The sequence below is a fragment of the Allobosea sp. FG18 genome (assembly GCF_057809495.1).
In genome coordinates this window covers 88545-111491 of the sequence record NZ_JBMDKB010000016.1, presented here as the reverse complement: position 1 = coordinate 111491, position 22947 = coordinate 88545, and the positions used below count along the sequence as shown (strand labels likewise).

Genomic DNA, 22947 nt, shown 5'->3' with positions numbered 1-22947 from the left:
ATCGCGCGGCCAGTGACAACCCTCATTTTGGCCGAGGCTACAGCCCGCAGATGATGGGCTGGACGGCGCTCGAAACCCGCTCGACCACCGCGCCAGTGCTGAGCTCCGCCCCCGCCGCGGCCGCGGCCGTCGGCAGCGCGACGCCAGCCTTGCCCAGCATCGCCTGGATGGCAGTCGCATCGGCGAAGCCATAACTGCGCTGCGGCGCGACGCCCGCGATCAGGATCTTGTCGGAAGGGTTGTCGGTGACGATGCCGACGAGCCGCCCCTGCCGGTCGAAGGCCGGTGCGCCCGCCTGCCCCGGCTGGAGCGGCGCCTTGAGCGCCGGTTTGCTGGCGGCCTGCACACCCTGCCCGGGCAGGGCGACGGCGGCCCGCTTGCCGGCATCGTTGCCATAGGCCACCAGCACCAGCGCCTCGGAAGCGCCCGCGGCTTCGCTGCGCAGGCCCGGCGGCTTCGCCGCGCCCGTGCCCTCCAGATCGAGCAGCACGAGGCCACTCGCATCATCCTTCAGGCGCAGCTTGGCGTTGCGACTGCCGACGCGCAAGGTCCGGCAGTTATCGACCGCCGACGACGCGCTGAGCGCCACTCGCTCGTTGAGCGCCAGCGCGACGCCGTAGCGCTCATTCGTACGGGCAGCCGGCGCCAGCAACGACGACAATCCCGAGGACGGGCTGGCGGTGGCACCGGCGACCGCCGCAGGCTGGGCCGGAACCGCCCCGGTCGGGAAGGGCTCGAAACTCGCCGCGATCGCGATGACCAGCTTGTCGACGCTCGGCGCCAGCGCCTTGTCATAGCCGATCGAGAAACCGCGCAGGCCCTGCGGCCCGGCCGAAAGCCGGCGATAGAATCGGCCGGTCGGCGTCTCGCCGGTGACGACGAAGAAATCCGGCCGCAGCAGCTTGTAGGTGATCTTGCGCGGGCTGTTCGGGCTGACGGTGATCGCCTTCTCGAAGATCGCCGCGAGGTCCTCGCCGCCCGGCGGGGTGGTCGAGGTGTCGAGCGTCACCTTCTGGTCGGCGCTTTGCCAGCGGCTGCCGCCGGATGGCGTCACGTCGCGCTTCGGCAGCAGCTTCTGGGGGATACCGATCTGCACCCCGGTCTTGTCGTCGGCCAGCAGCTTGAACCCAGCCGCATCGCGCGCCGCCTGTGCGGCCTTCGCCAACGCCGCCCGCTCGGCCGCTGGCAGCAGGCCGTCGGCCGGACCTCGCGCACCCTTGAAGGCATTGATCGCGCGGAAGGTCAGCGGCCCATAGGAGCCGGAAACCGCGCCGTTGAACTGCCCGGCCCAGATCAGGTCGTTCTGGATCGCCTTGCGCTCGGCCTCGGGCAAGGCCTCGAACCCTGCCTGCGCCGCGGCCATCTGCGGCGAGGGCCCGGCAGCCGGAGCCTGCGCGCCGGCAAGCGGCGCCGACAGAAGCGCAAGCACGAGCACCACGCTGCGGAGCAGTGTGATTCGCTGGGATCGGAGAATGGCGCGCGGCATGGGTCTCGTCCTTGAGAACGGGCGAAGCGGCTGCATTGAGCGTCAGAACGCGCCGCGCCGCAACCGGGAGATGGCATTTACGCGCGGGTCATCCCGGGCGACCGGAGGGAGACCCGGGATCCATGCCGGACCCTCTATCGGCAAGGCTCCGGCATGGATCCCGGATCTTCGCTTCGCTGCGTCCGGGATGACCCGCGCGTGAGGATCGGAATGGGTATCTCAACCGCTCAACACCGTGCGCCCTGCATTCGCATGACTTGAACACGCGCGGCACGGTGATAGCCTGCCGGCCCCGTCTCACGCCGTCATCGGCCTGAAGCCATGCCCGCTGATCCTTGGCTGGCCGATCGACGAAGAGGACCGACGATGACCCTGCTTTCCCGTCTCGCGCTCGCCCTCTCGCTCACGCTGGCGGCGGCCCCCGCCTTGGCCCAGAAGGCTTATGTCCGCAATGACCTGCTGGCCGACGGACAGCGCCTGGAAGAGCGCCTGAAGCGCGAGGTCGCGGCCGGGAACCGCTCGGCGGTGGATGCCATTCGCGCGGGCGAGATCGCGCTCGGGCGCGGCGATGCCCGCTCCGCCCTGCCCCAGGCCAATGCCGCCGTCGTCGCCGATTCCGGCAATGCCGCCGGCTGGCGCCTGATGGCCCGCGCCGCCAACGCGATCGAGCCGCGCGACTATCGCGAGCGCTGGGAATTGCGTGAGCGCGCCGTCGCCGCCGCCTATCTCGCCTATCAGCGCTCGACCAATCGCAATGACGAGGCCGCCTCGCTCGGCGTGCTCGCCCGCACCTTCGAGAAGAACGAGCTCTGGCGCCCGGCGCTGACCACCTATCGGCTCAGCCTCGACCTCGCCGCCAATCCCACCCTACAGAGCTCCTATGAGAGCCTGCGCGAAAAGCGCGGTTTTCGCCTGATCTCCAACAAGACGGATTCCGACGCCGCCTCCCCGCGCGCCTGCTTCGAGTTCTCGGAAGCCCTGGCCCGCGGCCGCGTCGATTTCGCGCCTTATGTGGCGATTTCCGGCGGCAAGGGCGATTTCGCCGTCAGCGCCGAAGATCGCCAGATCTGCGTCGACGGCCTCAAGCATGGCGAGCGCTATGCCATCGTCATCCGGCAGGGCGTGCCCTCGGCCATCCCCGACGAGACGCTGCTGAAATCGGCCGATTACGAGATCTATGTCCGCGACCGCACCCCCTCGGTGCGCTTCACCGGCAAGAACTACGTGCTGCCGCGCACCGGCCAGCAGGGCATTCCGGTGGTTTCGGTCAATTCCGGCAAGCTCGATCTCGAGGTCATGCGGATCGGCGACCGCAACCTGATCAACTCCGTCCATTCCGAGGATTTCCTCAGCCAGATCGGCTCCTATTCCGCCCGGCAGATTTCCAGCGACAAGGGCCAGACCGTCTGGACCGGCACGATGGACGTGAAGTCCGAGCAGAACCAGGACGTGATCACCGCCTTCCCGGTCACGGAGGCGGTCGGCAGCCTCAAGCCCGGCGTCTATGTGATGTTCGCCAAGCCCTCGGGCGGGCCCGCCGCAGCAGCGCCCAGCGACGACGGCGATTCCTATGATGATGGTTCGACCCGGGCGACGCAGTGGTTCGTCGTCTCCGATCTCGGCCTGACCTCCTTCACCGGGCCGGACGGCGTGCATGTGCTTGCCCGCTCGCTCGCCGACGCCAAGCCGATCGCCAATGCGACCTTGAGCCTGATCGCCCGCAACAACGAGGTGCTCGGCACGGCGAAGACCGACGGCAACGGCTATGCCCGCTTCGATGCCGGCCTCGGCAAGGGCCAGGGCGGCAATGCGCCCGGCCTCGTCACCGCCTCGCTCGCCGAGGATTACGGCTTCCTCGACCTCAAGCAGACCGCCTTCGACCTCTCGGACCGCGGCGTGAAGGGCCGAGTAGCCCCCGCCGGGCTCGACGCCTATCTCTACACCGAGCGCGGCGTCTATCGTTCGGGCGAGACGATCTATCTGACGTCACTGCTGCGCGACGCCAAGGGTGCTGCCGTCACCGGCCTGCCGCTGACCATCGTCGTTAAGCGCCCGGATGGCGTCGAATATCGCCGCCGGCAGGTCGAGGACCAAGGCGCGGGCGGCCGCGCCCATTCGATCCAGCTCGTCTCAGGCTCCGCGACCGGCACTTGGCGCGTCCTCGCCTACTCCGACCCGAAGGGCCAGGCGATCGGCGAGACCTCCTTCCTTGTCGAGGATTACGTGCCCGAGCGGCTGGAGCTGACGCTGACGCCGAAGGCGCCGCTGCTCCAGGCCGGCCAGCCGGCCGAGCTCGATGTCAACGCGCGCTATCTCTACGGCGCACCCGGCTCCGAGCTCGACGTCACCGGCTCGATGACCATCCGCGCTGCCGATGCCAGCGCCATCCCCGGCTTCAAGGACTATCAGGTCGGCCTCACCGACGAAGCCTTCGAGCCGATCCAGAGCGAGTTCGAGGAGAGCACCACGACCGACGCTGCCGGCAAGGCGACGATCTCGAACCCCGTCCAACAGGCCGACACCAACCGCCCGCTCGAAGTCGAGATGACCGTGCGCGTCGGCGAGCCCGGCGGGCGCGCCATCGCCCGCTCCGTCACCTTGCCGATCGTGCCCAAGGGCGCCGCCATCGGCGTGAAGAAGCTGTTCCGCGACGGCGATCTCGGCAACGGCCAGACCGCCAATTTCGAAGTCATCATGGCGACCGGCGACGGCAAGCGCCTCGCTCGGCCTGGCGTCAAATGGGTGCTGTCGAAGGTCCGCCGCAACTATCAGTGGTTCTTCCAGGACGGCCGCTGGAACTATGAGGGCGTCAAGACCACCCGCCGCGTCGCCGATGGCGAGATCGCGGTGGCGGAAGCGGCCGGCGCGAAGATCGCCGCGCCCGTCGAATGGGGCAATTACCGGCTCGATGTGACCTCGGATGGCAACGAGGCGGCCGAGACCTCGGTCTCCTTCAGCGTCGGCTATGAGAGCGACAAGACCGCCGATACGCCTGACGTGCTCGATGTAGCGCTCGACAAGGCTTCCTACGCCGATGGCGAAAGCCTGCAGGTCCGCCTCTCGCCGCGCTTCGCCGGCAAGGCGACGCTCGCCGTCGTCACCGACAAGGTCGCGGATATCCGCATCATCGACATCACGGAGGGCGGCACTTCGGCCAGCATTCCCGTGAAGGCCGAATGGGGCGCCAGCGCCTATCTCGTCGTGCTCGCCCATCGCCCGATGGACGCCGCCGCCAAGCGCCTGCCCGGCCGCGCCATCGGCCTCTCCTGGTTCCAGATCGGCAAGGAGACGCGCACGCTCGCGCTCGACCTCGGCGCGCCCAAGCTGGTGCGCCCGCTCACGACGCTGTCGCTCCCGGTCAAGGTCACCGGCATGAAGGCCGGCGAAGAGGCCTATGTCACGCTCGCCGCTGTCGATATCGGCATCCTCAACCTCACCCGCTACGAGAGCCCCGACCCGAGCAAGTTCTTCTTCGGCCAGCGCCAGCTCGGCCATGACCTGCGCGATCTCTACGGCTACCTGATCGACGGCATGCAGGGCACGCGCGGTGCGATCCGCACCGGCGGCGACGCCGCGCCCAAGATGGACGGCGAGAAGCCGACGCAGGAGCCGCTCGCCCGCTATTCCGGCGTGGTCAAGGTCGGGGCCGACGGCACCGCGAAGATCGATTTCGACATGCCGGCCTTCAACGGCTCCGTCCGCGTCATGGGCGTCGCCTGGTCGGCCGGCCGCACCGGCCAGGCCAGCGCCGATGTGATCATCCGCGATCAGATCGTCGCCCAGGCGACGCTGCCACGCTTCCTCGCCATCGGTGACCAGTCGCGGTTCCATCTCCAGGTCGACAATGTCGAGGGTCCCGCCGGTTCCTACACCGTCGATCTCGACGTGAAGGGTCCGGTGCTGGTCGCAGCCGACGCCACCCGCCGCACCATGCAGATGGGTGCCGGCGCCAAGACGCAGATGACGATTCCCGTCACCGCCGCAGGGCTCGGCCGCGCCGAATTCGACGTGCGCGTCTCCGGCCCGAACGGGCTCAGTACGGCGCAGAATCTCGCCGTGCGCGTGCAGCCTTCGGCCGCGACGATCGCGCGCCGCATCGTCCGCGCCATCCCCGGCAATGGCGGGGCGATCACCGTGTCGTCGGACCTTCTGGCTGATCTCGTGCCGAATTCCGGGCAGGTCTCTGTGACGGTCTCGCCCTTCGGCTCGCTCGACGTGCCCGGCCTGCTCAAGGCGCTCGACCGCTATCCCTATGGCTGCACCGAGCAGACCGTCTCGCGCGCCTTGCCGCTGCTCGCGGTCAACCAGCTCGCCTCGCTGGAGCAGCTCGCGCTCGACGACAAGGCCGATGAGCGCGTCGTCAACGCAATCGAGCGCGTGCTGGCGCGCCAGGGCGGCAACGGCTCCTTCGGCCTCTGGAGCGTCGGCGGCGACGATCTCTGGCTCGACGCCTTCGTCACCGACTTCCTGACGCGGGCCCGCGAGAAGCAGTTCGCGGTGCCGCAGATCGCCTTCAATCTCGCGCTCGACCGTCTGCGCAATCAGGTCGTCAACACCAGCGAGATCAACAAGGAAGAGGCGGCCGGCATCGCCTATGCGCTCTATGTGCTGGCCCGCAACGGCCGGCCGGTGATGGGCGACCTGCGCTATCTCGCCGACAACAAGCTCGGCGATTTCGCGACGCCGCTCGCCCGCGCCCAGATCGGCGCCGCGCTCTCGGCGCTGGGCGATCGCGGCCGCGGCCGCGCCGCCTTCGGCAGCGCGCTGGGCCTCCTCCAGCAGGCGAGCGATGACGGCCTCTCGCGGCCGGATTACGGCTCCCGCCTGCGTGACGGCGCCGGCGTGCTCGCCTTGATCGCCGAAGCCAATGGCGAGCGCGCCGATATCAGCCGCGCCGTCTCGATCGTCGACGCCACCCGCAACAGCGCCCGCTACAACTACACCTCGACGCAAGAGCAGATGTGGATGGTGCTGGCGGCGCAGGCCATGGCGAAGGACGCCGAGGGCATGACGCTGACGGTCGACGGTGCCGCCCGCAAGGGCGCGCTCTACCGCACGCTCTCGGCCGAGGCGCTGGAGGCGAAGTCCCTGACCATCGCCAATCCCAGCGCGGGCAATGCCCAGGCGGTGATCACCGTCGCCGGCATCCCGACCGCGCCAGAGCCTGCGCTGAACCAGGGCTTCGGGCTGGAACGCGTCATCTACACGATGAAGGGCGAGAAGGCCGATCCGGCCCGCCTGCGCCAGAACGAGCGCTATGTCGTGGCGCTGACCGTGACGGAGGCCGCGCCGCGCTATGGCCGTCTGCTGCTGGTCGATCCGGTCCCGGCCGGACTTGAGATCGAAAACGCCAACCTGACGGAAGGTGCCTCGGTCGCGGGTCTCGACTGGCTCAAGCAGGAGATCTACCCGGTCCATACCGAGTCGCGCGACGACCGCTATGTCGCGGCCTTCGAGCGCTCGGGTTCGAAGAGCGACAAGCTCTCCTACACCGTCGCCTATATCGCGCGCGCCGTCTCGCCCGGCCGCTATGTCTCGCCCGCCGCCGTGATCGAAGACATGTACCGGCCGTATCGCTTCGGCCGGACGGGCTTCGGCGCGGTGGAGATCACCTCGGCACGGTGATGGATGCGCAGCGCGAAAAGACGAGCGCATCGGAGCCCCCTCTCCCCTCGGGGGAGAGGGATGGGGTGAGGGCCGGCGCGGCGCTTGATCGTTTGCCCGTCCGTCTAGCCGCCCTCATCCGTCAGCGCTTCGCGCTGCCACCTTCTCCCCCGAGGGGAGAAGGGAGGGCCCCGCGCCACTTCCGCAAACTGAAGATCGCGACCGGCGCTCTCGCCGTCTCGGCTATCGCCGCAACAACAGCACTCGCCCTCTACGCCCGCTCCCTGCCCCCGCTCGACCTCTCGGCCGCAGCCGACCGCTCGACCGTCGTGCTCGACCGCGAGGGCAAGCTCCTGCGCCCCTTCCTCACCGCCGACGGACGCTGGAAGCTCCCCGTCACATCAGAGGATGTCGATCCGCGCTATCTCGCCATGCTCAAGGCCTTCGAGGACAAGCGCTTCGACCAACATCACGGCATCGACCCGCTCGGCATGCTGCGCGCCGCCGGCCAGATGCTGCTGAATGGCCGCGTCGTCTCCGGCGGCTCGACCTTGACCATGCAGGTCGCGCGCCTGCTCGAACCGCGCGAGGAGCGCACGCTTGCCGCCAAGCTCCGGCAGGGCGTGCGCGCAGTCGAGCTGGAGCAGCGCTTCGACAAGGCCCGAATTCTCGACCTCTACCTCACCCTCGCCCCCTTCGGCGGCAATCTCGAAGGCGTGCGCGCCGCGAGCTTTGCCTATTTCGGCAAGGAGCCGAAGCGGCTCTCGACCGCCGAGGCCGCGCTGCTCGTCGCGCTCCCGCAATCGCCCGAGACACGCCGGCCGGATCGCTTCGTCGAGGCTGCCCGCAGGGCGCGCGAGCGCGTGCTGGAACGGGTCGAGCAGGCGGGCCTCGCCACACGCGACGAGGTCGCCGCCGCCCGCAACGAGCCGATCCCGACCGCGCGCCGCCCCTTCCCGAACCTGAGCCCCCATATCGCCGAGCAGGCCGTGGCGGAGGCGCCGTCTGAGCGCGTCCAGAAGCTCTCGCTTGATGCGCGCTGGCAGGCCGCGCTCGAAGGGCTGGCCCGCGAGCGCAGCCTCGGCCTTGCGCCACAGGTCTCGATCGCGATCCTCACCGTAGACAACGAGACCGGCGAGATCCGCGCCTCGGTCGGCGGCGTCGATTACTTCGCGACGGAACGCGCCGGCGCGCTCGACCTGACGCGCGCGCTGCGCTCGCCCGGCTCGGCGCTGAAACCCTTCATCTACGCGCTCGCCTTCGACAACGGCATCGCCCATCCCGAGACGATGCTGGAGGACCGGCCGGCGCGCTACGGCATCTATATCCCCGAAAATTTCGACATGACCTTCCAGGGCATGGTCAGCGCGCGAAAAGCGCTCCAGCTCTCGCTCAATGTGCCTGCCGTTGAATTGCTCTCGGCGCTCGGCCCGCAACGCTTCCTGTCGCGCCTGCGTGATGCCGGCGTCGCCATCGCCATGCCCAGGGATAGCGGCGCGCCCGGCCTCGCAGTGGGTCTCGGTGGCCTCGGCATCACCTTGCAGGACCTGACCCGCGCCTATGTCGGGCTGGCGCGCGGCGGCGAGATGCTGCCGCTGCGCTTCCGCCAGCAGGCGACGCAAACCGGTCCAGCCCCGCGCCTCGTCGATCCCGTTGCCGCCTGGTATGTCGCCGATACCTTGCTCGGCGCGCCGCCGCCGCTGAACGCCGTGCCCGGCCGCATCGCCTACAAGACCGGCACCTCCTACGGCTATCGCGATGCCTGGGCCGCGGGCTTCGACCGCAAGCACACGATCGGCGTCTGGGTTGGCCGGGCCGATAACGGCGCCGTGCCTGGCCTCGTCGGGCGCACGGTCGCCGCGCCGATCCTGTTCGACGCCTTCGCCCGGCTCGGCATCGATCCGCGTCCCTTCCCGCAGCCGGCGGACGCCATCGTCGCCAGCACCGGCCATCTGCCGCCGCCGCTCAGGCATCTCCGGCAGGACGTCCCCAAGACCGTGACCGCGATGACGACGCCTGCGCTCAGGCTCGCCTTCCCACCGGACGGCGCCCGCATCGACCTCTCCGCCGCCGCGCTCGACGGCTATGGCCGGCTCAACCTCAAGGCCGCGGGTGGCTCGCCGCCCTATACCTGGCTGGTCGACGGCACGCCGGTGACCGAGCCGCAGCGCCGCCGCGAGACGCAGTGGCAGCCGCCGGGCAAGGGCTTCATGCGGATCTCGGTGATCGACGCGACCGGGGCGAGCGAAAGCGTGTCGGTGCGGCTGCAGTAGCGCCCCGCGCGTCATCCCGCATCTGCGCTGCGGCACGAAGTGCTGCAGCGCAGATGCGGGACCGTTCTCAGGAGAAAGCGCCGCTCCTGTGCAGGGAGCGCCCTTTCGTTTGAAGGGCGCCCTCTCGTCACGCGGTCCCGTGTCTGCGCAGCAGCACTTCGTGCCGCAGCGCGCACGGGATGACAGCGGGTGTCGATTACTCCGCCGGGGCCGGATGCGCGCCGAGAGCGCCATGCGCCTCGTCATGCGGGGCATGACGCGAGCCATGAACCTTGCGGGCGAGGTAACTATAGGCGACCGGCACCACATAGAGCGTCAGCAGCGTGCCGAAGGTCATGCCACCGACGATGACCCAACCGATCTGCGAGCGGCTCTCCGCGCCGGCACCGGTCGCGATGGCGAGGGGCACGGCGCCGAGCACCATGGCGCCGGTCGTCATCAGGATCGGCCGCAGGCGTAGCTCCGCCGCCTCGACGAGGGCGTCGATCGTCTCCTTGCCCTCCTCGCGCAGCTGGTTGGTGAACTCCAGGATCAGGATGCCGTGCTTGGTGATCAGGCCGACGAGCGTGATCAGGCCGATCTGGCTGTACACGTTCATTGTCCCGCCCGTGTAGTACAGCGCCGCGAGCGCGCCGGTCAGCGAGAGCGGCACCGAGACCATGATCACGACCGGATCGACGAAGCTCTCGAACTGCGCCGCCAGAACGAGATAGATGAAGCCCAGCGCCAGCAGGAAGACGATGAAGATGCTCGCGCCCGACTGCTTGAACTCGCGGCTCTGGCCGGAATAGTCGATCTGCACCGAGGAAGGCAGCACGCGCGCCGCGCCTTCCTCCAGCACCTTGAGCGCATCGCCGAGCGAATAGCCGGGCGCGGGGATCGCGGTGATCGTTGCCGAGCGCAGCTGGTTGAAGCGGGTCAGCTCCTTGGGCGCCACGTTCTCGTCGATCCTGACCAGGCTGGAGAGCTGCACCACGGCGCCGCCACGACCCATCATATAGATCGACTGCAATGCCTGCGGCGTATTGCGCTCTGAACCCTCGACCTGCAGCATGACGTCGTACTGCTTGCTGTTCATGTTGAAGCGCGTCACCTGCCGGCCGCCGAGCAGCGTCTCCATCGAGCGCCCGATGATGTCGACGCCGACGCCGAGATCGGCCGCCCGCTGCCGGTCGATCGAAACCTTGATCTGCGGCTTGTCGAGGATGAGGTTGGTCTCGACATTGGTCAGCACCGGCGAGTTCGAGACCTCGGCCATCAGCTGGTCGACATAGGACTTGATCTGCGTATAGGGCTCCGACGAGCGCAGCACGAACTCGACCGGCTTGCTGTTCGCCTGGCCCTGCCCGAGCGAGGCCGGGTTGGTCGCGAACAGGCGGATGCCCGGAATCTGCGACAGGCCCCGGTTGATCTCGGCGACGATGTCTTGCTGCTTGCGCTGGCGCTCCTCCCAGGGCTTGAGCCGCGCGAAGGCGACGGCGCGCGTCACGTCGGGGAAACCGACGATGACCAGGTAGGTGTCGACCTCGGGAACCTTCTTGAAATATTCCTCGACCTGACGGGCATACGCCGCCGTGAAGGAAATCGTGGCCCCCTCCGGGGCGACGCCGATGGCATTGATCGTGCCGCGATCCTCGACTGGCGCCAGCTCCGCGCGCAGGTGGGTGAAGAAGTAATAGCCGCCGCCGGCCACCCCGAGCGCCAGCAGGACGACCAGTGGGCGGATCGCGAACGCCCCGCGCAGCGAGGCCTTGTAGCCGCGCGACAGCCCGTCGAAGCCACGCTCGAGCACGTTGTAGAGCCAGTTATGCTTTTCGTGGTGGCGCAGCAGCTTGGCGCACATCATGGGCGTCAGAGTCAGCGCGACGAAGCCGGAGACCAGCACGGCGCCGGCCAGCGTCAGCGCGAACTCGATGAAGAGCTTGCCGGTGCGTCCGGTCGAGAACGCCATCGGCGCATAGACCGCGACCAGGGTCAGCGTCATCGCCACCACGGCGAAGGCAATCTCGTTGATGCCGCGGATCGCCGCCGGGGTCGGCTGCATGCCGTCCTCGATATGGCGGTGCACGTTTTCCAGCACCACGATGGCGTCGTCGACGACGAGGCCGATGGCGAGCACCATCGACAGCAGCGTCAGCGTGTTCACGGTGAAGCCGAACGCATACATCAGCGCAAACGAGCCGATCAGTGAGACCGGGATCGTCACCAGCGGGATCAGGGTCGCGCGGACCGAGCGCAGGAAGATGAAGATGATCAGCACAACCAGCACGATCGCTTCGATGATCGTCTGGTAAACCGCCTTGATCGAGCGGTCGATGAAGACCGAGGTATCGTAGGACTTGGCGATCGACATGCCCTCGGGCAGGTCCTCGATGATGCCCGGCAGGGCTTCCTCGATGCCGGCGGAGACGTCGAGCGGGTTCGCCGTCGCCTGCTTCACGATACCGATCGTCACCGAAGGCGTGCCCTTGAACCAGGCGGCATTGCGCTCCTCGCGCGCAGCGAGCTCGACCTTGGCGATGTCCTTGACCTTGACGGCGAAACCGTTGGCGTCCTTGACGACGATCTCGCGGAACTCCTCCGGCGTCGTCATGCTGGTCTGCGAGAGCACGGTGAATTCGCGGTCGTTGCTCTCGATCCGGCCTGACGGGATCTCGACATTCTGCGCCCGGACGGCCGCCTCGATCTGCTGGACCGAGATGTCGTAGGCCGAAAGGCGGGCGCGATCGAGCCAGATGCGCATCGCATATTGCCGCTGGCCGAGAATGCGGACCTCCGCCACGCCGGTCACGTTCTGGACCCGGTCGGAGATGAAACGATCGGCGAAATCGGTGAGCTCGAGCGGCCCGTGCCGCGAACTCGTCAGCGAGAGGTAGAGGATCGGCTGCGCGTCGGCCTCGACCTTGGCGATGACCGGTTCGTCGATCTCGTCCGGCAGGCGGCTGCGCACGCGGCTGACGCGGTCGCGCACGTCGGACGCCGCGACGTCGGGGTCGACATCCGGGCGGAAGCGCACCTGGATGAAGCTGCGCTCCTGGCGGCTGGCCGAGGAGATGATCTCGATGCCCTCGATACCGGCGATCGAGTTCTCCAGGATCTGCGTGACCTGCGTCTCGATGATCTCGGCCGAGGCGCCGCGATAATCGGTACGGACCGAGACGATCGGCTCGTCGATATTCGGATATTCGCGGATCGTCAGGCGGCCATAGGAGACGATGCCGATCAGCATCACCAGAAGGCTCAGCACCGTCGAGAGGACGGGCCGGCGGACGAAGAGTTCGAAGAGGCTCATGGGCCGGTCCTCAAAGCATTTTCGTAAAGAGCGGAGGCCGGTTTACGTGAAGAACCGAAGGTCCGCGTCAGCGAATATGCGATAAACAAAGAGATAGAGCATTTCGCGGAAAGCGCGAAAATGCTCTAGAGCTGGCTCGTCCGGACGACCTTGTCCTTGATCGCGATGATCGCGCCGTCGCGCAGCCGCATCTGGCCGGCGGTGATGATCTGCATGTCGGGCGTCAGCCCGCGGACGATCTCGACCTTGCCCGGCAGGCGCTTGCCCAGCTCGACCGTGACCTTCTTCGCCTTGCCCTTGTCGACGACGTAGATGATCTTGCCGACGGCATCCGGCACTACGGCCATCTCCGGTACGACGATCGCCTTCTCGCGATAGTCGACCGTGATCGCGAGCCGGGCGAAGAGGCCGGGCTTCAGCGCGAGATCGGCGTTCGGGATGTTGGCGCGCAGGCGGATCGCCCGGCCGTTGACATCGACCACCGGGTCGATCGCGTAGATCTGCCCCTGGAACCTCCGGTCCGGAACCGCATCGACCCGCATCTGCACGGGCTGGCCGACCTTGAGGCGGCTGAGATAGATCTCGGGCACGCGGAAATCGATCTTGATCGGGTCGATGCTGGTCAGCACGATCAGCGGCTTGCCGACCGAGACGTAGTCGCCGACGCCGACCGAGCGCAGGCCGACGACGCCGTTGAACGGCGCCACGATGGTCGACTGCGCCAGCTTGGCCTTGGCGAGCTGGACGCGCGCCTCGCTGGAAGCGAGCTTCGCCGCGGATTCGTCGAGCGCGACCTGCGTGCCCGAGCCGCGCGAGACCAGCCCCCTGAGCCGGTCATTGGTGTCGCGGGCGAGGCCGAGATCGGCCATTGCCTGCTTCAGCTCGGCATCGAGGATCGCCGTGTCGAGCTTGACCAGCTCCTGCGCGGCCTTGACGCGCTCGCCCTCGCGGAAGCCGAGGAAGATGACGCGGCCGGCGATTTCCGGCGCGATCACCACGGATTCATCGGCGGCGAGCGTGCCGAGCGCCTCGACCTCCTCGCTCACGGTCGCCAGTTCGACGGACGCGACCTCCACCGGAACGGCGCGCGGCCCCGAGACCGCGCTCGCCTGAGCCTGCTGGGTGCCGGCGCGCTGGTTGCGGTAGGCATAGTAACCACCGCCCGCGATGGCGGCGACGAGAATAAGGAGAACGAACCGCTTCATCAGGCTGGAGGCTCCGTTGCCGCCCATTGGTCTTAAATGGAACGAAAGGCATTGCTAAGATGCCGGCACGCCACAGCGGCACAAAAACAAAGGCTTTTGCGCCGATGCCGCATCGATCCGGCCTCGCAGGCATCAAAGCAAGATGCTTGCCGATAAGAAGCCCACCGTCACGGGCATCTCCGCCGCACACAGACATCCACCATCATCCTGCCGGGAAGCCGCTGATCGTCCAAGCGCATTCTCGAGACCTCACGAAACGTTGACCGGTCCACAGGTCGTACATCGTTCTTTTCAGGGCCGTCACGCCGCTGTCATCCGCGGCATTTAGGGCTCGCCGCGATCGAGACGCTCCCTCCCGCACCGCCGGACGGGGACGCGCTCATGCCCGCATCGTGCCCGAGAACCAGTCCATGCTCCGCATCGAAGGCCTGACCAAGCGCTTTGGCGACAGGAACGCGGTCGACACCGTCACCCTGACCGTCCCGAAGGGAGAGATGGTCGGCGTTATCGGCCCCTCCGGCGCCGGCAAGTCGACGCTCTTGCGCATGCTGAACCGCCTGACCGAGCCGACCGCAGGCCAGATCATCTGCGAGGAGCAGGACGTCACCGGCCTGAAAGGTGCCTCGCTCCGGCGCTGGCGCCGCGACACGGCGATGATCTTCCAGCAGTTCAACCTCGTCGGCCGCCTGGACGTGCTGACCAATGTCCTGCTCGGCCGGCTGAACCATCGTTCGGCGGCGCTGACGCTGGTCAAGAGCTTCTCCGAGGACGACAAGGTCCGCGCCATCGCGGCACTCGAGCGTCTCGATATGGGCCATCTGCTGGCGCAGCGCGCCGAGACGCTTTCGGGCGGCCAGCAACAGCGCGTCGCCATCGCCCGCGCCCTCGTCCAGGAACCGCGCATCATCCTCGCCGACGAGCCAATCGCCTCGCTCGACCCGCGCAATACCCAGGTCGTCATGGACGCGCTGTTCCGCATCAATCGCGAGGACGGCATCACCGTGATGTGCAACCTGCACGACCTCGACATCGCCGCGAAATACTGTGACCGCCTGATCGGCATGTCCGCCGGCAAGGTCGTGTTCGATGATGTGCCGCAGGCGCTGACCCGCGAGATCGCAGCTGAACTCTACGGCATCGAGGCCAAGGATGCCGGCGCCGAGGCGCTGGATGCGCTCGACGCCATCGCCGCCTCCGAGGCGAAGCGCGCCCGCCAGAAGATCGCCTGATTTCCAGAGATCGCCGGACCGGCCCGAAGGCCGTCGCCGCGAGAAGACCATCCCCGACTACAACCAGGAGCACATCGATGCTGACCCGCCGTCATACCCTCTCGCTCGCCGTCGCCGGCCTCGCGCTCGCAGCCGCTCCGGCCTTCGCGCAGGACTGGAAGGCCAAGTATCCCGAGCTCGTCTTCGCGATCATCCCCTCCGAGAACGCCTCCGGCGTCACCGAGCGCTACACCCCCTTCGTGCAGTATCTCGCCAAGGAGCTCGGCACCAAGGTCACCCTGCGCATCGCCAACGACTACGCCGCGATCATCGAGGGCCAGCGCACCGGCAACATCCACATCGCCTCCTACGGCCCGTCCTCCTTCGCCCGCGCCCGCATGACCGGCGCCAAGGTCGATGCCTTCGCCATCGAGACCAATCTCGACGGCACGAAGGGCTATCACTCGGTCTTCTACGTGAAGAAGGACTCGCCCTATCAGAAGGTCGAGGACCTCAAGGGCAAGAATCTCGGCCTCGTCGATCCGAACTCGACCTCGGGCAACAACGTCCCGCGCTTCGCGCTGAACGGCATGAAGATCGAGCCGGAAACCTTCTTCTCGAAGGTCGTCTATACCGGCAGCCACGAGAACGCGATCATCGCGCTCCAGCAGGGCACCGTCGACATCGCCGCCAACTGGTGGAACGACGAGCAGGAATCGAACCTGCAGCGCATGGCCCGCAAGAACATGGCCAAGGCCGAGGACTTCCGGATCATCTTCAAGTCCGAGCAGATCGTGAATTCGCCGATGGCCTATCTCACCGACATGCCGGAAGAGCTGAAGGCCAAGATCCGCGACGCCGTCCTGAACCTCGCCACCAAGGACAAGGCCGCCTTCGACAAGATCTATGAAGGCAAGCAGGGCCCGCTCGTCGCCGTCGACAACAAGGCCTACGACCCGATCATCGAGCTGAACAAGTTCGTCGACGAGCTCCGCAAGAAGAAGTCGTCGTAAGCAGCACGCCTGCTCTCGCCGTCATGGCCGGGCCTGTCCCGACCATCCACGTCTTCGCTGCGCCGATCGCATGCGTTGCTCAGGACGCGGATGCTCGCCACAAGGGCGAGCATGACGGCTGCGGCGCCACCCGCGCCCTCTCCGGCAACGGACGCAAAATCTCATGACCCTCGCGATCGACCGCAACGACCCGGCCATCCGGGCCCATGCCGAGGCCTATCGGCAGGCTTCGTCCGCCAAGCGCCGGCAGGCCCTGATCGGCATCGCCGTCTTCATCGCCTGCGTGCTCCTGTCCGCGCGCGGCGCGGAGGTTGATCTCGCCAAGTTCTTCGAGAACATCCACCGCTTCCCGAAATATATCTACGAGACGCTGCCGACGCTGCGCCTTTCCAGCCTCGGCACCGATCTCTCCGAATGGTATTGGGGCCTGAAGGGCTGGCTGAAGCTGCTCTGGCAGACCGTGCTCATCGCCTATGTCGGCACGATCCTCGGCGTCGCCGGCGCTTTCCTGTTCTGTTTCGCCGCTGCCGCCAATCTCGGCCGTGCCACCTGGCTGCGCTTCGCCGTGCGCCGCTATCTCGAATTCTGCCGCACCGTTCCCGAGATCGTCTTCGCGCTGATCTTCGTCATCGCCTTTGGCCTTGGGCCCCTGCCCGGCGTGCTGGCCATCGCGATCCACACCATGGGCGCGCTCGGTAAGCTCTTCTCCGAAGTCGTCGAGAATATCGACCTGAAGCCGGTCGACGGCGTCACCGCTGCCGGGGGGAGCTGGTGGCAGATCGTACGCTTCGCTGTGGTGCCCCAGGTGCTCTCCAATTTCGCGAGCTACGCGCTGCTGCGCTTCGAGATCAATGTCCGCGGCGCTTCGATCATGGGGTTCGTCGGCGCCGGCGGCATCGGCCAGGACCTGATCGAAGCCATCCGCAAGTTCTACTTCACCGATGTCAGCGCCATCCTGCTGCTGATCATCGTGACGGTCATGCTGATCGACTACGCGACCGAGCGGCTACGCCACGCCCTCCTCAGCCTGGAGCACGGCCGATGAGCCTCGCCCTCTCGACGGCCGAGCGCGCCGACATCCTGCGCCGCCACGACGCCGCGATCCGCGGCTCGCTCAAGACGAAGCTCGCCACGATCGGCACCATCGTCGCGCTGGCCGGCTTCTTCGTCTACGGGCTGACGACGCTCGAAACCTCGCTCTGGAAGATCATCGCCGGCTTCGGCAATCTCGGCACCTTCGTGATGTTGATGCTGCCGCCCGATCCCGGCTCCTTCGCCCGCGCCGTCATCTTCGTGAAGGCGCTGTTCGAGACCATCGCCATCGCCTTCCTCGGCACGGTCCTCGCGGCCATCCTTGCCTTGCCGCTCGGCTTCATCGCGGCGCGCAACGTCGTCGCCAACCGCATCGTGCATTTCCTCGCCCGCCGTTCGCTCGACACCGTGCGCGGCGTCGATGCGCTGATCTGGGCGCTGATCTGGGTGAATGTCGTGGGTCTCGGCCCCTTCGCCGGCATGCTCGCGATCATGACCAGCGATCTCGGCGCCTTCGGCAAGCTCTATTCGGAAGCGATCGAGGCCGCTGACCGCAAGCCGGTCGAAGGTGTCTCCTCGGTCGGCGGCGGCAAGGCGCATGAGATCCGCTTCGGCCTCTTGCCGCAGGTGCTGCCGGTGATCGCGAGCCAGGTGCTGTATTTCATCGAGTCGAACACGCGATCCTCGACCATCATCGGCATCGTCGGCGCCGGCGGCATCGGCCTCTATCTCGCCGAGACGATCCGCACGCTGGAATGGCAGCAGGTCTCCTTCCTGATCCTGCTCGTCCTCGCCGCGGTCTCGGCCATCGACTTCCTGTCGGGCAAGCTGCGCTTCGCGATCATCGGCAAGCGGGCGAGCTGACCTTTTCCTTCTCCCCTCGGGGGAGAAGGTGTCTGCGAAGCAGACGGATGAGGGTCGCGCGACCGGCCTCACCGGTCATCGGCTCGCCAAGCCTTCCCTCATCCGTCAGCGCTCCGCGCTGCCACCTTCTCCCCCAAGGGGAGAAGGGGAGTCCCCGAACGGCTCGATCACCATCTCCATGCGTTCGGCTGCGAAGACGCTTGAGACCAGATGCACCGGCGTCAGGTCCGGCAGCGCATCGACGGCTGTCGAGATCATCACGGCAGCCTCAGGCGCGATCTCCAGCAACTCCGCCTCGCCCTCGTCGGCCAGTCGCGCCGTAAGGCGCGTCGACAAGCGCACGTAATCTGCGATGCCATAGACCTTGAAGGCCGCCGTGATCGAGCCGGCCGCCTCGCGATAGGCCTTGTCGAAATCCGGGAAGCGCTCGACCGAGAGCCAATGCGTGCCGGCGCCCATCGGCACACCATCGGCGAGGCTGACGCCCCGCACCTGCCAGAGCGGCGTCCCGGTCTTCAGCTTGAGCGCCGCGCAGGCCGCAGCCTCCCCCACGACCACCTGCGCCGAGAGCATGCGGCTCGTGCCGGTGATGCCGAGCTTGCCCATATTGGTGCGCATGCTGACGCGCCGGCCGATCGGGTAAGGCAGACGCGGCGCCGTCACCTGCGTGCCGCGTCCGCGCGAGACCGTCACCAGCCCCTGATCCGCCAGATGGCGAAAAGCCTGTCGCACCGTATGGCGATGCACGCCGTAGCGCTCGGCCAGCGCAACCGAGGCCGGCAGCGTGTCGCCGAGCTTGTACTCACCGCGCCCGATCGCATCCGCCAGTTCATCGGCGATGCGCCGCCAGGCCGTTCCGCCGTCGCGCTCCGCCAGTGCCACATCCGTCATCAAAGTTTCATCCGAAAAGTATAGACCTTTACCATCAACTCCCCTAGCATAGTCTAGACATTCGGAACTGACCAGCGAGCCCGCGCCGATGACCCCAAGAACCCCGAGGCAAAGCTGGATGGCGACGCTGGCGCGCGCCTCCCGCAGCGAGATCGAAACCCTGCTCGGTGATCCGCCGAACCACGACCTGCTCAAGGCGCCGGAGACCGGCACCGTGATGGTCGAGGGTCGCGCCGGCGGCGCCGGCCGCCGCTTCAATCTCGGCGAGGCCACCGTGACGCGCTGCGTCGTGCGTCTCTCCAACGGACGGATGGGCTTCTCCTATGCGCTCGGCCGCGACGGCCGGAAGGCGCGGCTCGCCGCCCTGCTCGACGCCCGCCTCCAGGATGAGGCCGATGGCAGCGGATTGCATCAAGGCATCGCCATGCTCGCCGCGCGGCAGGCCTCGGCCCGCGACCTCGCCTCGCGCAAGGCGGCGGCGACCAAGGTCGATTTCTTCACGCTGGTCAGGGGCTCGTGATGTCGACTCAAGCCATGATCGCTCCCGGCTTCTCCGACCCGGTCTTCCAGCCGCAGGCTGCTTTCCGCGCCCTGCTCGCCGCTCTCTCCGAGCCCGGCACGCTGCAGCAAGTCGCGAGCGAGATCACGCCGCCGGAAGGTCTGGCGACAGCAACCGCAACCGCGCTGCTGACGCTCGCCGATTACGAAACCCCGGTCTGGCTACCGGAAGCCCTGCGCAACGGCCCCGCCGGTGCCTGGCTCCGCTTCCATTGCGCCGCCGCGCTCGTCGATAGTCCCGCCGAGGCCGCCTTCGCGGTCATCGACGGTACTGCCTCCGAGCCGAAGCTCTCGGCCTTCAACCTCGGCACCGACCAGTTCCCGGATCGCTCGACCACCGTAATCGTGCAGGTCACTGGCTTGGAGGGCGGCACTACCCTCGCCCTCGCCGGCCCCGGAATTCCCGGCACCCGAACGACTGCCCCGCAGGGCCTGCGCTCCGGCTTCACCGACGAACTGCGCGAAAACGGCGCGCTCTACCCGCTCGGCGTCGATGTCCTGCTGGCGCATGGCGAGCGCCTGATCGGCCTGCCGCGCTCGACACAGGTTGAGGAGGCTCGCTGATGTATGTCGCAGTGAAAGGCGGCGAGGCCGCCATCCTCGCCACGCATGACCTCGTCGCCGAGGCGCGCCGCGGCGATCCAGCCGTGCCGGAAATCACCGTCGCCCAGATCCGCGAGCAGCAGGCCCTGGCCTGCGCCCGCGTGATGAACGAGGGCTCGCTCTACGATCAGGACCTCGCCGCGCTCGCGCTGAAGCAGTCGCAGGGCGACGTGATCGAGGCCGCTTTCCTGATGCGCGCCTATCGCACGACGCTGCCGCGCTTCGGCTCCTCCGAACCGCTCGATACGGCCGCGATGGCGATCCGCCGCCGTGTCTCGGCGACCTACAAGGATCTGCCCGGCGGGCAGGTGCTCGGCCCGACCTATGACTACACGCATCGGCTCTTCGATTTCGCCCTGATGGAACCGCAACAGGCCCCCTCACCCCTCGGGGGAGAGGGATGGGGTGAGGGCATGCCGAGCGATGCGCAAGGTACGGTAGCGCCAAGTCTTCCCTCATCCGACCCGGCTTCGCCGGGCCACCTTCTCCCCCGAGGGGAGAAGGAAAGAGCTCCGCTCGACGCCACCATGCCGCGCGTGCCGGACATCCTCGGCGCCGAAGGCCTTATGGAGGCGGAAGAGCCGCCGGAAGGCGATCCGCGTCCCTTCGACCTGACGCGTGATCCCGTCTCCTTCCCGGCCGATCGCGATGTGCGCCTGCAATCGATGGCGCGCGGCGACGAGGGTTTCCTGCTCGGCCTCGGCTATTCCGTGCAGCGCGGTTTTGGCGGCACGCATCCCTTCGTCGGCGAGGTCCGGGTCGGCGAGGTTGCGGTCGAGTTCGTTCCGGAGGAGCTCGGCTTCGCTGTCGATCTCGGTGACGTCACCTTGACCGAATGCCAGATGGTCAACCAGTTCCAGGGTTCGAAAGAGGTGCCGCCGCAATTCACCCGCGGCTACGGCCTCGTCTTCGGCCATAGCGAGCGCAAGGCGATGTCGATGTCGCTGGTCGACCGCGCCCTGAAGGCGCGCGATTTCGGCGAGGCCACCAACTATCCGGCGCAGCAGGACGAGTTCGTCCTCTACCACGCCGACAATGTCGAGGCGGCCGGCTTCGTCGAGCATCTCAAGCTACCGCATTATGTCGATTTCCAGGGCGAGCTCGAACTGATCCGCCGCATCCGCAGGGAGCGCGAGGAGCGCCTTGCACAGGAACAGGACGCCATGCCGGAGGCTGCGGAATGACCATCCATCAGATGCCGGCGGACGATACAAAGCCGGCTTACAACTACGCCTATCTCGACGAGCAGACCAAGCGGATGATCCGCCGCGCCTTGCTCAAGGCCGTCGCGGTGCCCGGCTATCAGGTGCCGTTCGGTTCGCGCGAGATGCCCCTGGCTCGTGGCTGGGGCACGGGCGGTATTCAGATCACCGCCGCGATCATCGGTCCGGCCGATACGCTGAAAGTGATCGACCAGGGCGCCGACGACACCACGAACGCCGTCTCGATCCGCAGGTTCTTCGAGCGCACGGCCGATGCCCGCACCTGCGAGGCGACGGATAAGGCGACGATCATCCAGACCCGCCACCGCATCCCGGAAGCGCCGCTGAAGCCCGGACAGGTCATGGTCTATCAGGTGCCGACGCCCGAACCCTTACGCCGTCTGGAACCGCGCGAGGCCGAGACTCGCAAGATGCACGCCTGGGCCGAGTATGGGCTGATGCAGGTCAAGCTCTACGAGGACATCGCCCGCTACGGCGAGATCACCAAGACCTATGACTACCCGGTCATGGTCAATGGCCGCTACGTGATGGCGCCCTCGCCCATCCCGAAATTCGACAATCCGAAGATGCACATGTCGCCCGCGCTCCAGCTCTTCGGGGCCGGCCGCGAAAAGCGCATCTACGCGCTACCGCCCTATACCAGCGTGCGCAGCCTCGATTTCGAGGACCACCCCTTCCGCATCCAGAGCTGGGCGCAGCCCTGCGGGCTCTGCGGCGCGGACGACAGCTATCTCGACGAGGTCGTGATCGACGACCAGGGCGGGCGCATGTTCGTCTGCTCCGACAGCCATTATTGCGAGACCCGCCGGGCGGAAGGCCATCGCGGCACGATGCTGGGCGATGCCGCCGCAAGCGGCCTGGTCGAGGAGACCACCCCATGACGCTCCATGTCGCAGCGGCCGAGCTTGCGCTCGAACCCGCCCCCCTGCTCTCCATCGACGGCGTCAGCCGCTTCTATGGCGAGCGCATCGGCTGCGCCGATGTCTCCTTCGATCTCTGGCCGGGCGAGGTGCTCGGCATCGTCGGCGAATCCGGCTCTGGCAAGTCCACCCTGCTGCGCTGCCTCGCCGGCATCGACAAGCCCGACGAGGGCGAGGTGCTGTTCCGTGGCGGCGCCGAGCCGCTCGACATCTACTCGGTCTCCGAGCAGGAGCGCCGCCGTCTGATGCGCACGGCCTGGGGCATCGTCCACCAGAACCCGCGCGACGGCCTGCGCATGGATGTCACCGCCGGCGGCAATGTCGGCGAGCGCCTGATGGACCGCGGCGACCGGCATTACGGTGAGATCCGCGAGCGCGCGCTCGACTGGCTCCAGCGCGTCGAAATCGCCGGCACCCGCATCGACGACCGGCCGCGCCAGTTCTCCGGCGGCATGCAGCAGCGCCTGCAGATCGCCCGCGTGCTGGTCTCGGAACCGCGCCTCGTCTTCATGGACGAGCCGACGGGCGGTCTCGACGTCTCCGTGCAGGCCCGCCTGCTCGACCTCCTGCGCGTGCTGGTGCGCGATCTCGGCCTCGCCGCGATCATCGTCACCCATGATCTCGCTGTCGCGCGCCTCCTGACCGACCGGCTGATGGTGATGAAGGATGGCCGCGTCGTCGAGCAGGGCCTGACCGACCAGGTCCTCGACGATCCGCACCACGCCTATACGCAGCTTCTCACCTCGGCGGTGCTGAGTGTGTGACCTGTTCCCTT

General features: G+C 67.6%; 15 protein-coding genes. 11 read left to right on the top strand and 4 right to left on the bottom strand.

What is annotated here, in order from left to right:
- Window positions 1-37: 37 nt before the first annotated feature.
- Window positions 38-1486 carry a S1 family serine peptidase gene (locus tag ACODTJ_RS18160; protein WP_454655231.1) on the bottom strand — a complete coding sequence of 483 codons (1449 nt, stop codon included), beginning with the start codon at window positions 1484-1486 and terminating at the stop codon, window positions 38-40.
- Window positions 1487-1852: 366 nt separating this feature from the next.
- On the opposite strand from ACODTJ_RS18160, the gene ACODTJ_RS18155 reads away from it, so the two are divergent.
- A complete protein-coding gene (locus tag ACODTJ_RS18155; RefSeq protein ID WP_488849559.1) occupies window positions 1853-7111 on the top strand; it encodes an alpha-2-macroglobulin family protein in 5259 nt (1752 codons plus the stop codon).
- Entirely contained in the window at window positions 7111-9363 is a 2253-nt protein-coding gene (pbpC, locus tag ACODTJ_RS18150; protein ID WP_454655228.1) for a penicillin-binding protein 1C, read from the top strand. The genes ACODTJ_RS18155 and pbpC overlap by 1 nt, the downstream gene beginning before the upstream one ends.
- A gap of 196 nt (window positions 9364-9559) precedes the next feature.
- On the opposite strand, the gene ACODTJ_RS18145 is transcribed toward pbpC, so the two are convergent.
- A complete protein-coding gene (locus ACODTJ_RS18145; protein ID WP_454655226.1) occupies window positions 9560-12655 on the bottom strand; it encodes an efflux RND transporter permease subunit in 3096 nt (1031 codons plus the stop codon).
- A gap of 125 nt (window positions 12656-12780) precedes the next feature.
- Window positions 12781-13860, bottom strand: coding sequence for an efflux RND transporter periplasmic adaptor subunit (locus ACODTJ_RS18140; protein WP_454655224.1), 1080 nt, complete (start codon window positions 13858-13860; stop codon window positions 12781-12783).
- 410 nt (window positions 13861-14270) lie between these two features.
- Between ACODTJ_RS18140 and phnC the strand changes: the two genes are divergently transcribed.
- The 4 genes from phnC (at window position 14271) to phnE (ACODTJ_RS18120) (ending at window position 17977) form a co-directional block, all read left to right on the top strand.
- The gene (phnC, locus tag ACODTJ_RS18135; RefSeq protein WP_454655222.1) at window positions 14271-15089 is read left to right on the top strand and encodes a phosphonate ABC transporter ATP-binding protein; all 819 of its coding nucleotides are present in this window, start codon (window positions 14271-14273) and stop codon (window positions 15087-15089) included.
- A 77-nt stretch (window positions 15090-15166) separates the two neighbouring features.
- Window positions 15167-16081 (top strand): phosphonate ABC transporter substrate-binding protein, encoded by a 915-nt coding sequence (gene phnD, locus ACODTJ_RS18130; protein WP_454655220.1) that lies wholly within the window; start codon window positions 15167-15169, stop codon window positions 16079-16081.
- Window positions 16082-16244: 163 nt separating this feature from the next.
- On the top strand, window positions 16245-17126 hold the full coding sequence (gene phnE / locus ACODTJ_RS18125; protein ID WP_454655218.1) for a phosphonate ABC transporter, permease protein PhnE: 882 nt from the start codon (window positions 16245-16247) through the stop codon (window positions 17124-17126).
- A complete protein-coding gene (gene phnE, locus ACODTJ_RS18120; RefSeq protein ID WP_454655216.1) occupies window positions 17123-17977 on the top strand; it encodes a phosphonate ABC transporter, permease protein PhnE in 855 nt (284 codons plus the stop codon). The genes phnE (ACODTJ_RS18125) and phnE (ACODTJ_RS18120) overlap by 4 nt, the downstream gene beginning before the upstream one ends.
- Window positions 17978-18082: 105 nt before the next feature.
- Here the strand turns inward: phnE (ACODTJ_RS18120) and phnF are convergent, their stop codons facing one another.
- A complete protein-coding gene (gene phnF / locus ACODTJ_RS18115) occupies window positions 18083-18868 on the bottom strand; it encodes a phosphonate metabolism transcriptional regulator PhnF (protein WP_454655214.1) in 786 nt (261 codons plus the stop codon).
- Between the two features lie 88 nt (window positions 18869-18956).
- Between phnF and phnG the strand changes: the two genes are divergently transcribed.
- The 5 genes from phnG to phnK are packed head-to-tail and all read left to right on the top strand — an operon-like array spanning window position 18957 to window position 22936.
- Window positions 18957-19388 (top strand): phosphonate C-P lyase system protein PhnG, encoded by a 432-nt coding sequence (gene phnG / locus ACODTJ_RS18110; RefSeq protein WP_454655212.1) that lies wholly within the window; start codon window positions 18957-18959, stop codon window positions 19386-19388.
- Complete coding sequence (phnH, locus tag ACODTJ_RS18105) at window positions 19388-19990, top strand: phosphonate C-P lyase system protein PhnH (RefSeq protein WP_454655210.1); 603 nt, start codon at window positions 19388-19390, stop codon at window positions 19988-19990. The genes phnG and phnH overlap by 1 nt, the downstream gene beginning before the upstream one ends.
- Window positions 19990-21213, top strand: a complete 1224-nt coding sequence (locus ACODTJ_RS18100; RefSeq protein WP_454655208.1) for a carbon-phosphorus lyase complex subunit — start codon at window positions 19990-19992, stop codon at window positions 21211-21213. Before phnH ends, ACODTJ_RS18100 begins: the two co-directional genes overlap by 1 nt.
- Window positions 21210-22133: an alpha-D-ribose 1-methylphosphonate 5-phosphate C-P-lyase PhnJ gene (locus ACODTJ_RS18095; RefSeq protein ID WP_454655206.1), complete on the top strand. Its 924-nt coding sequence runs from the start codon at window positions 21210-21212 to the stop codon at window positions 22131-22133. Before ACODTJ_RS18100 ends, ACODTJ_RS18095 begins: the two co-directional genes overlap by 4 nt.
- Window positions 22130-22936 (top strand): phosphonate C-P lyase system protein PhnK, encoded by an 807-nt coding sequence (phnK, locus tag ACODTJ_RS18090; RefSeq protein ID WP_454655204.1) that lies wholly within the window; start codon window positions 22130-22132, stop codon window positions 22934-22936. Before ACODTJ_RS18095 ends, phnK begins: the two co-directional genes overlap by 4 nt.
- Window positions 22937-22947 lie beyond the last annotated feature (11 nt).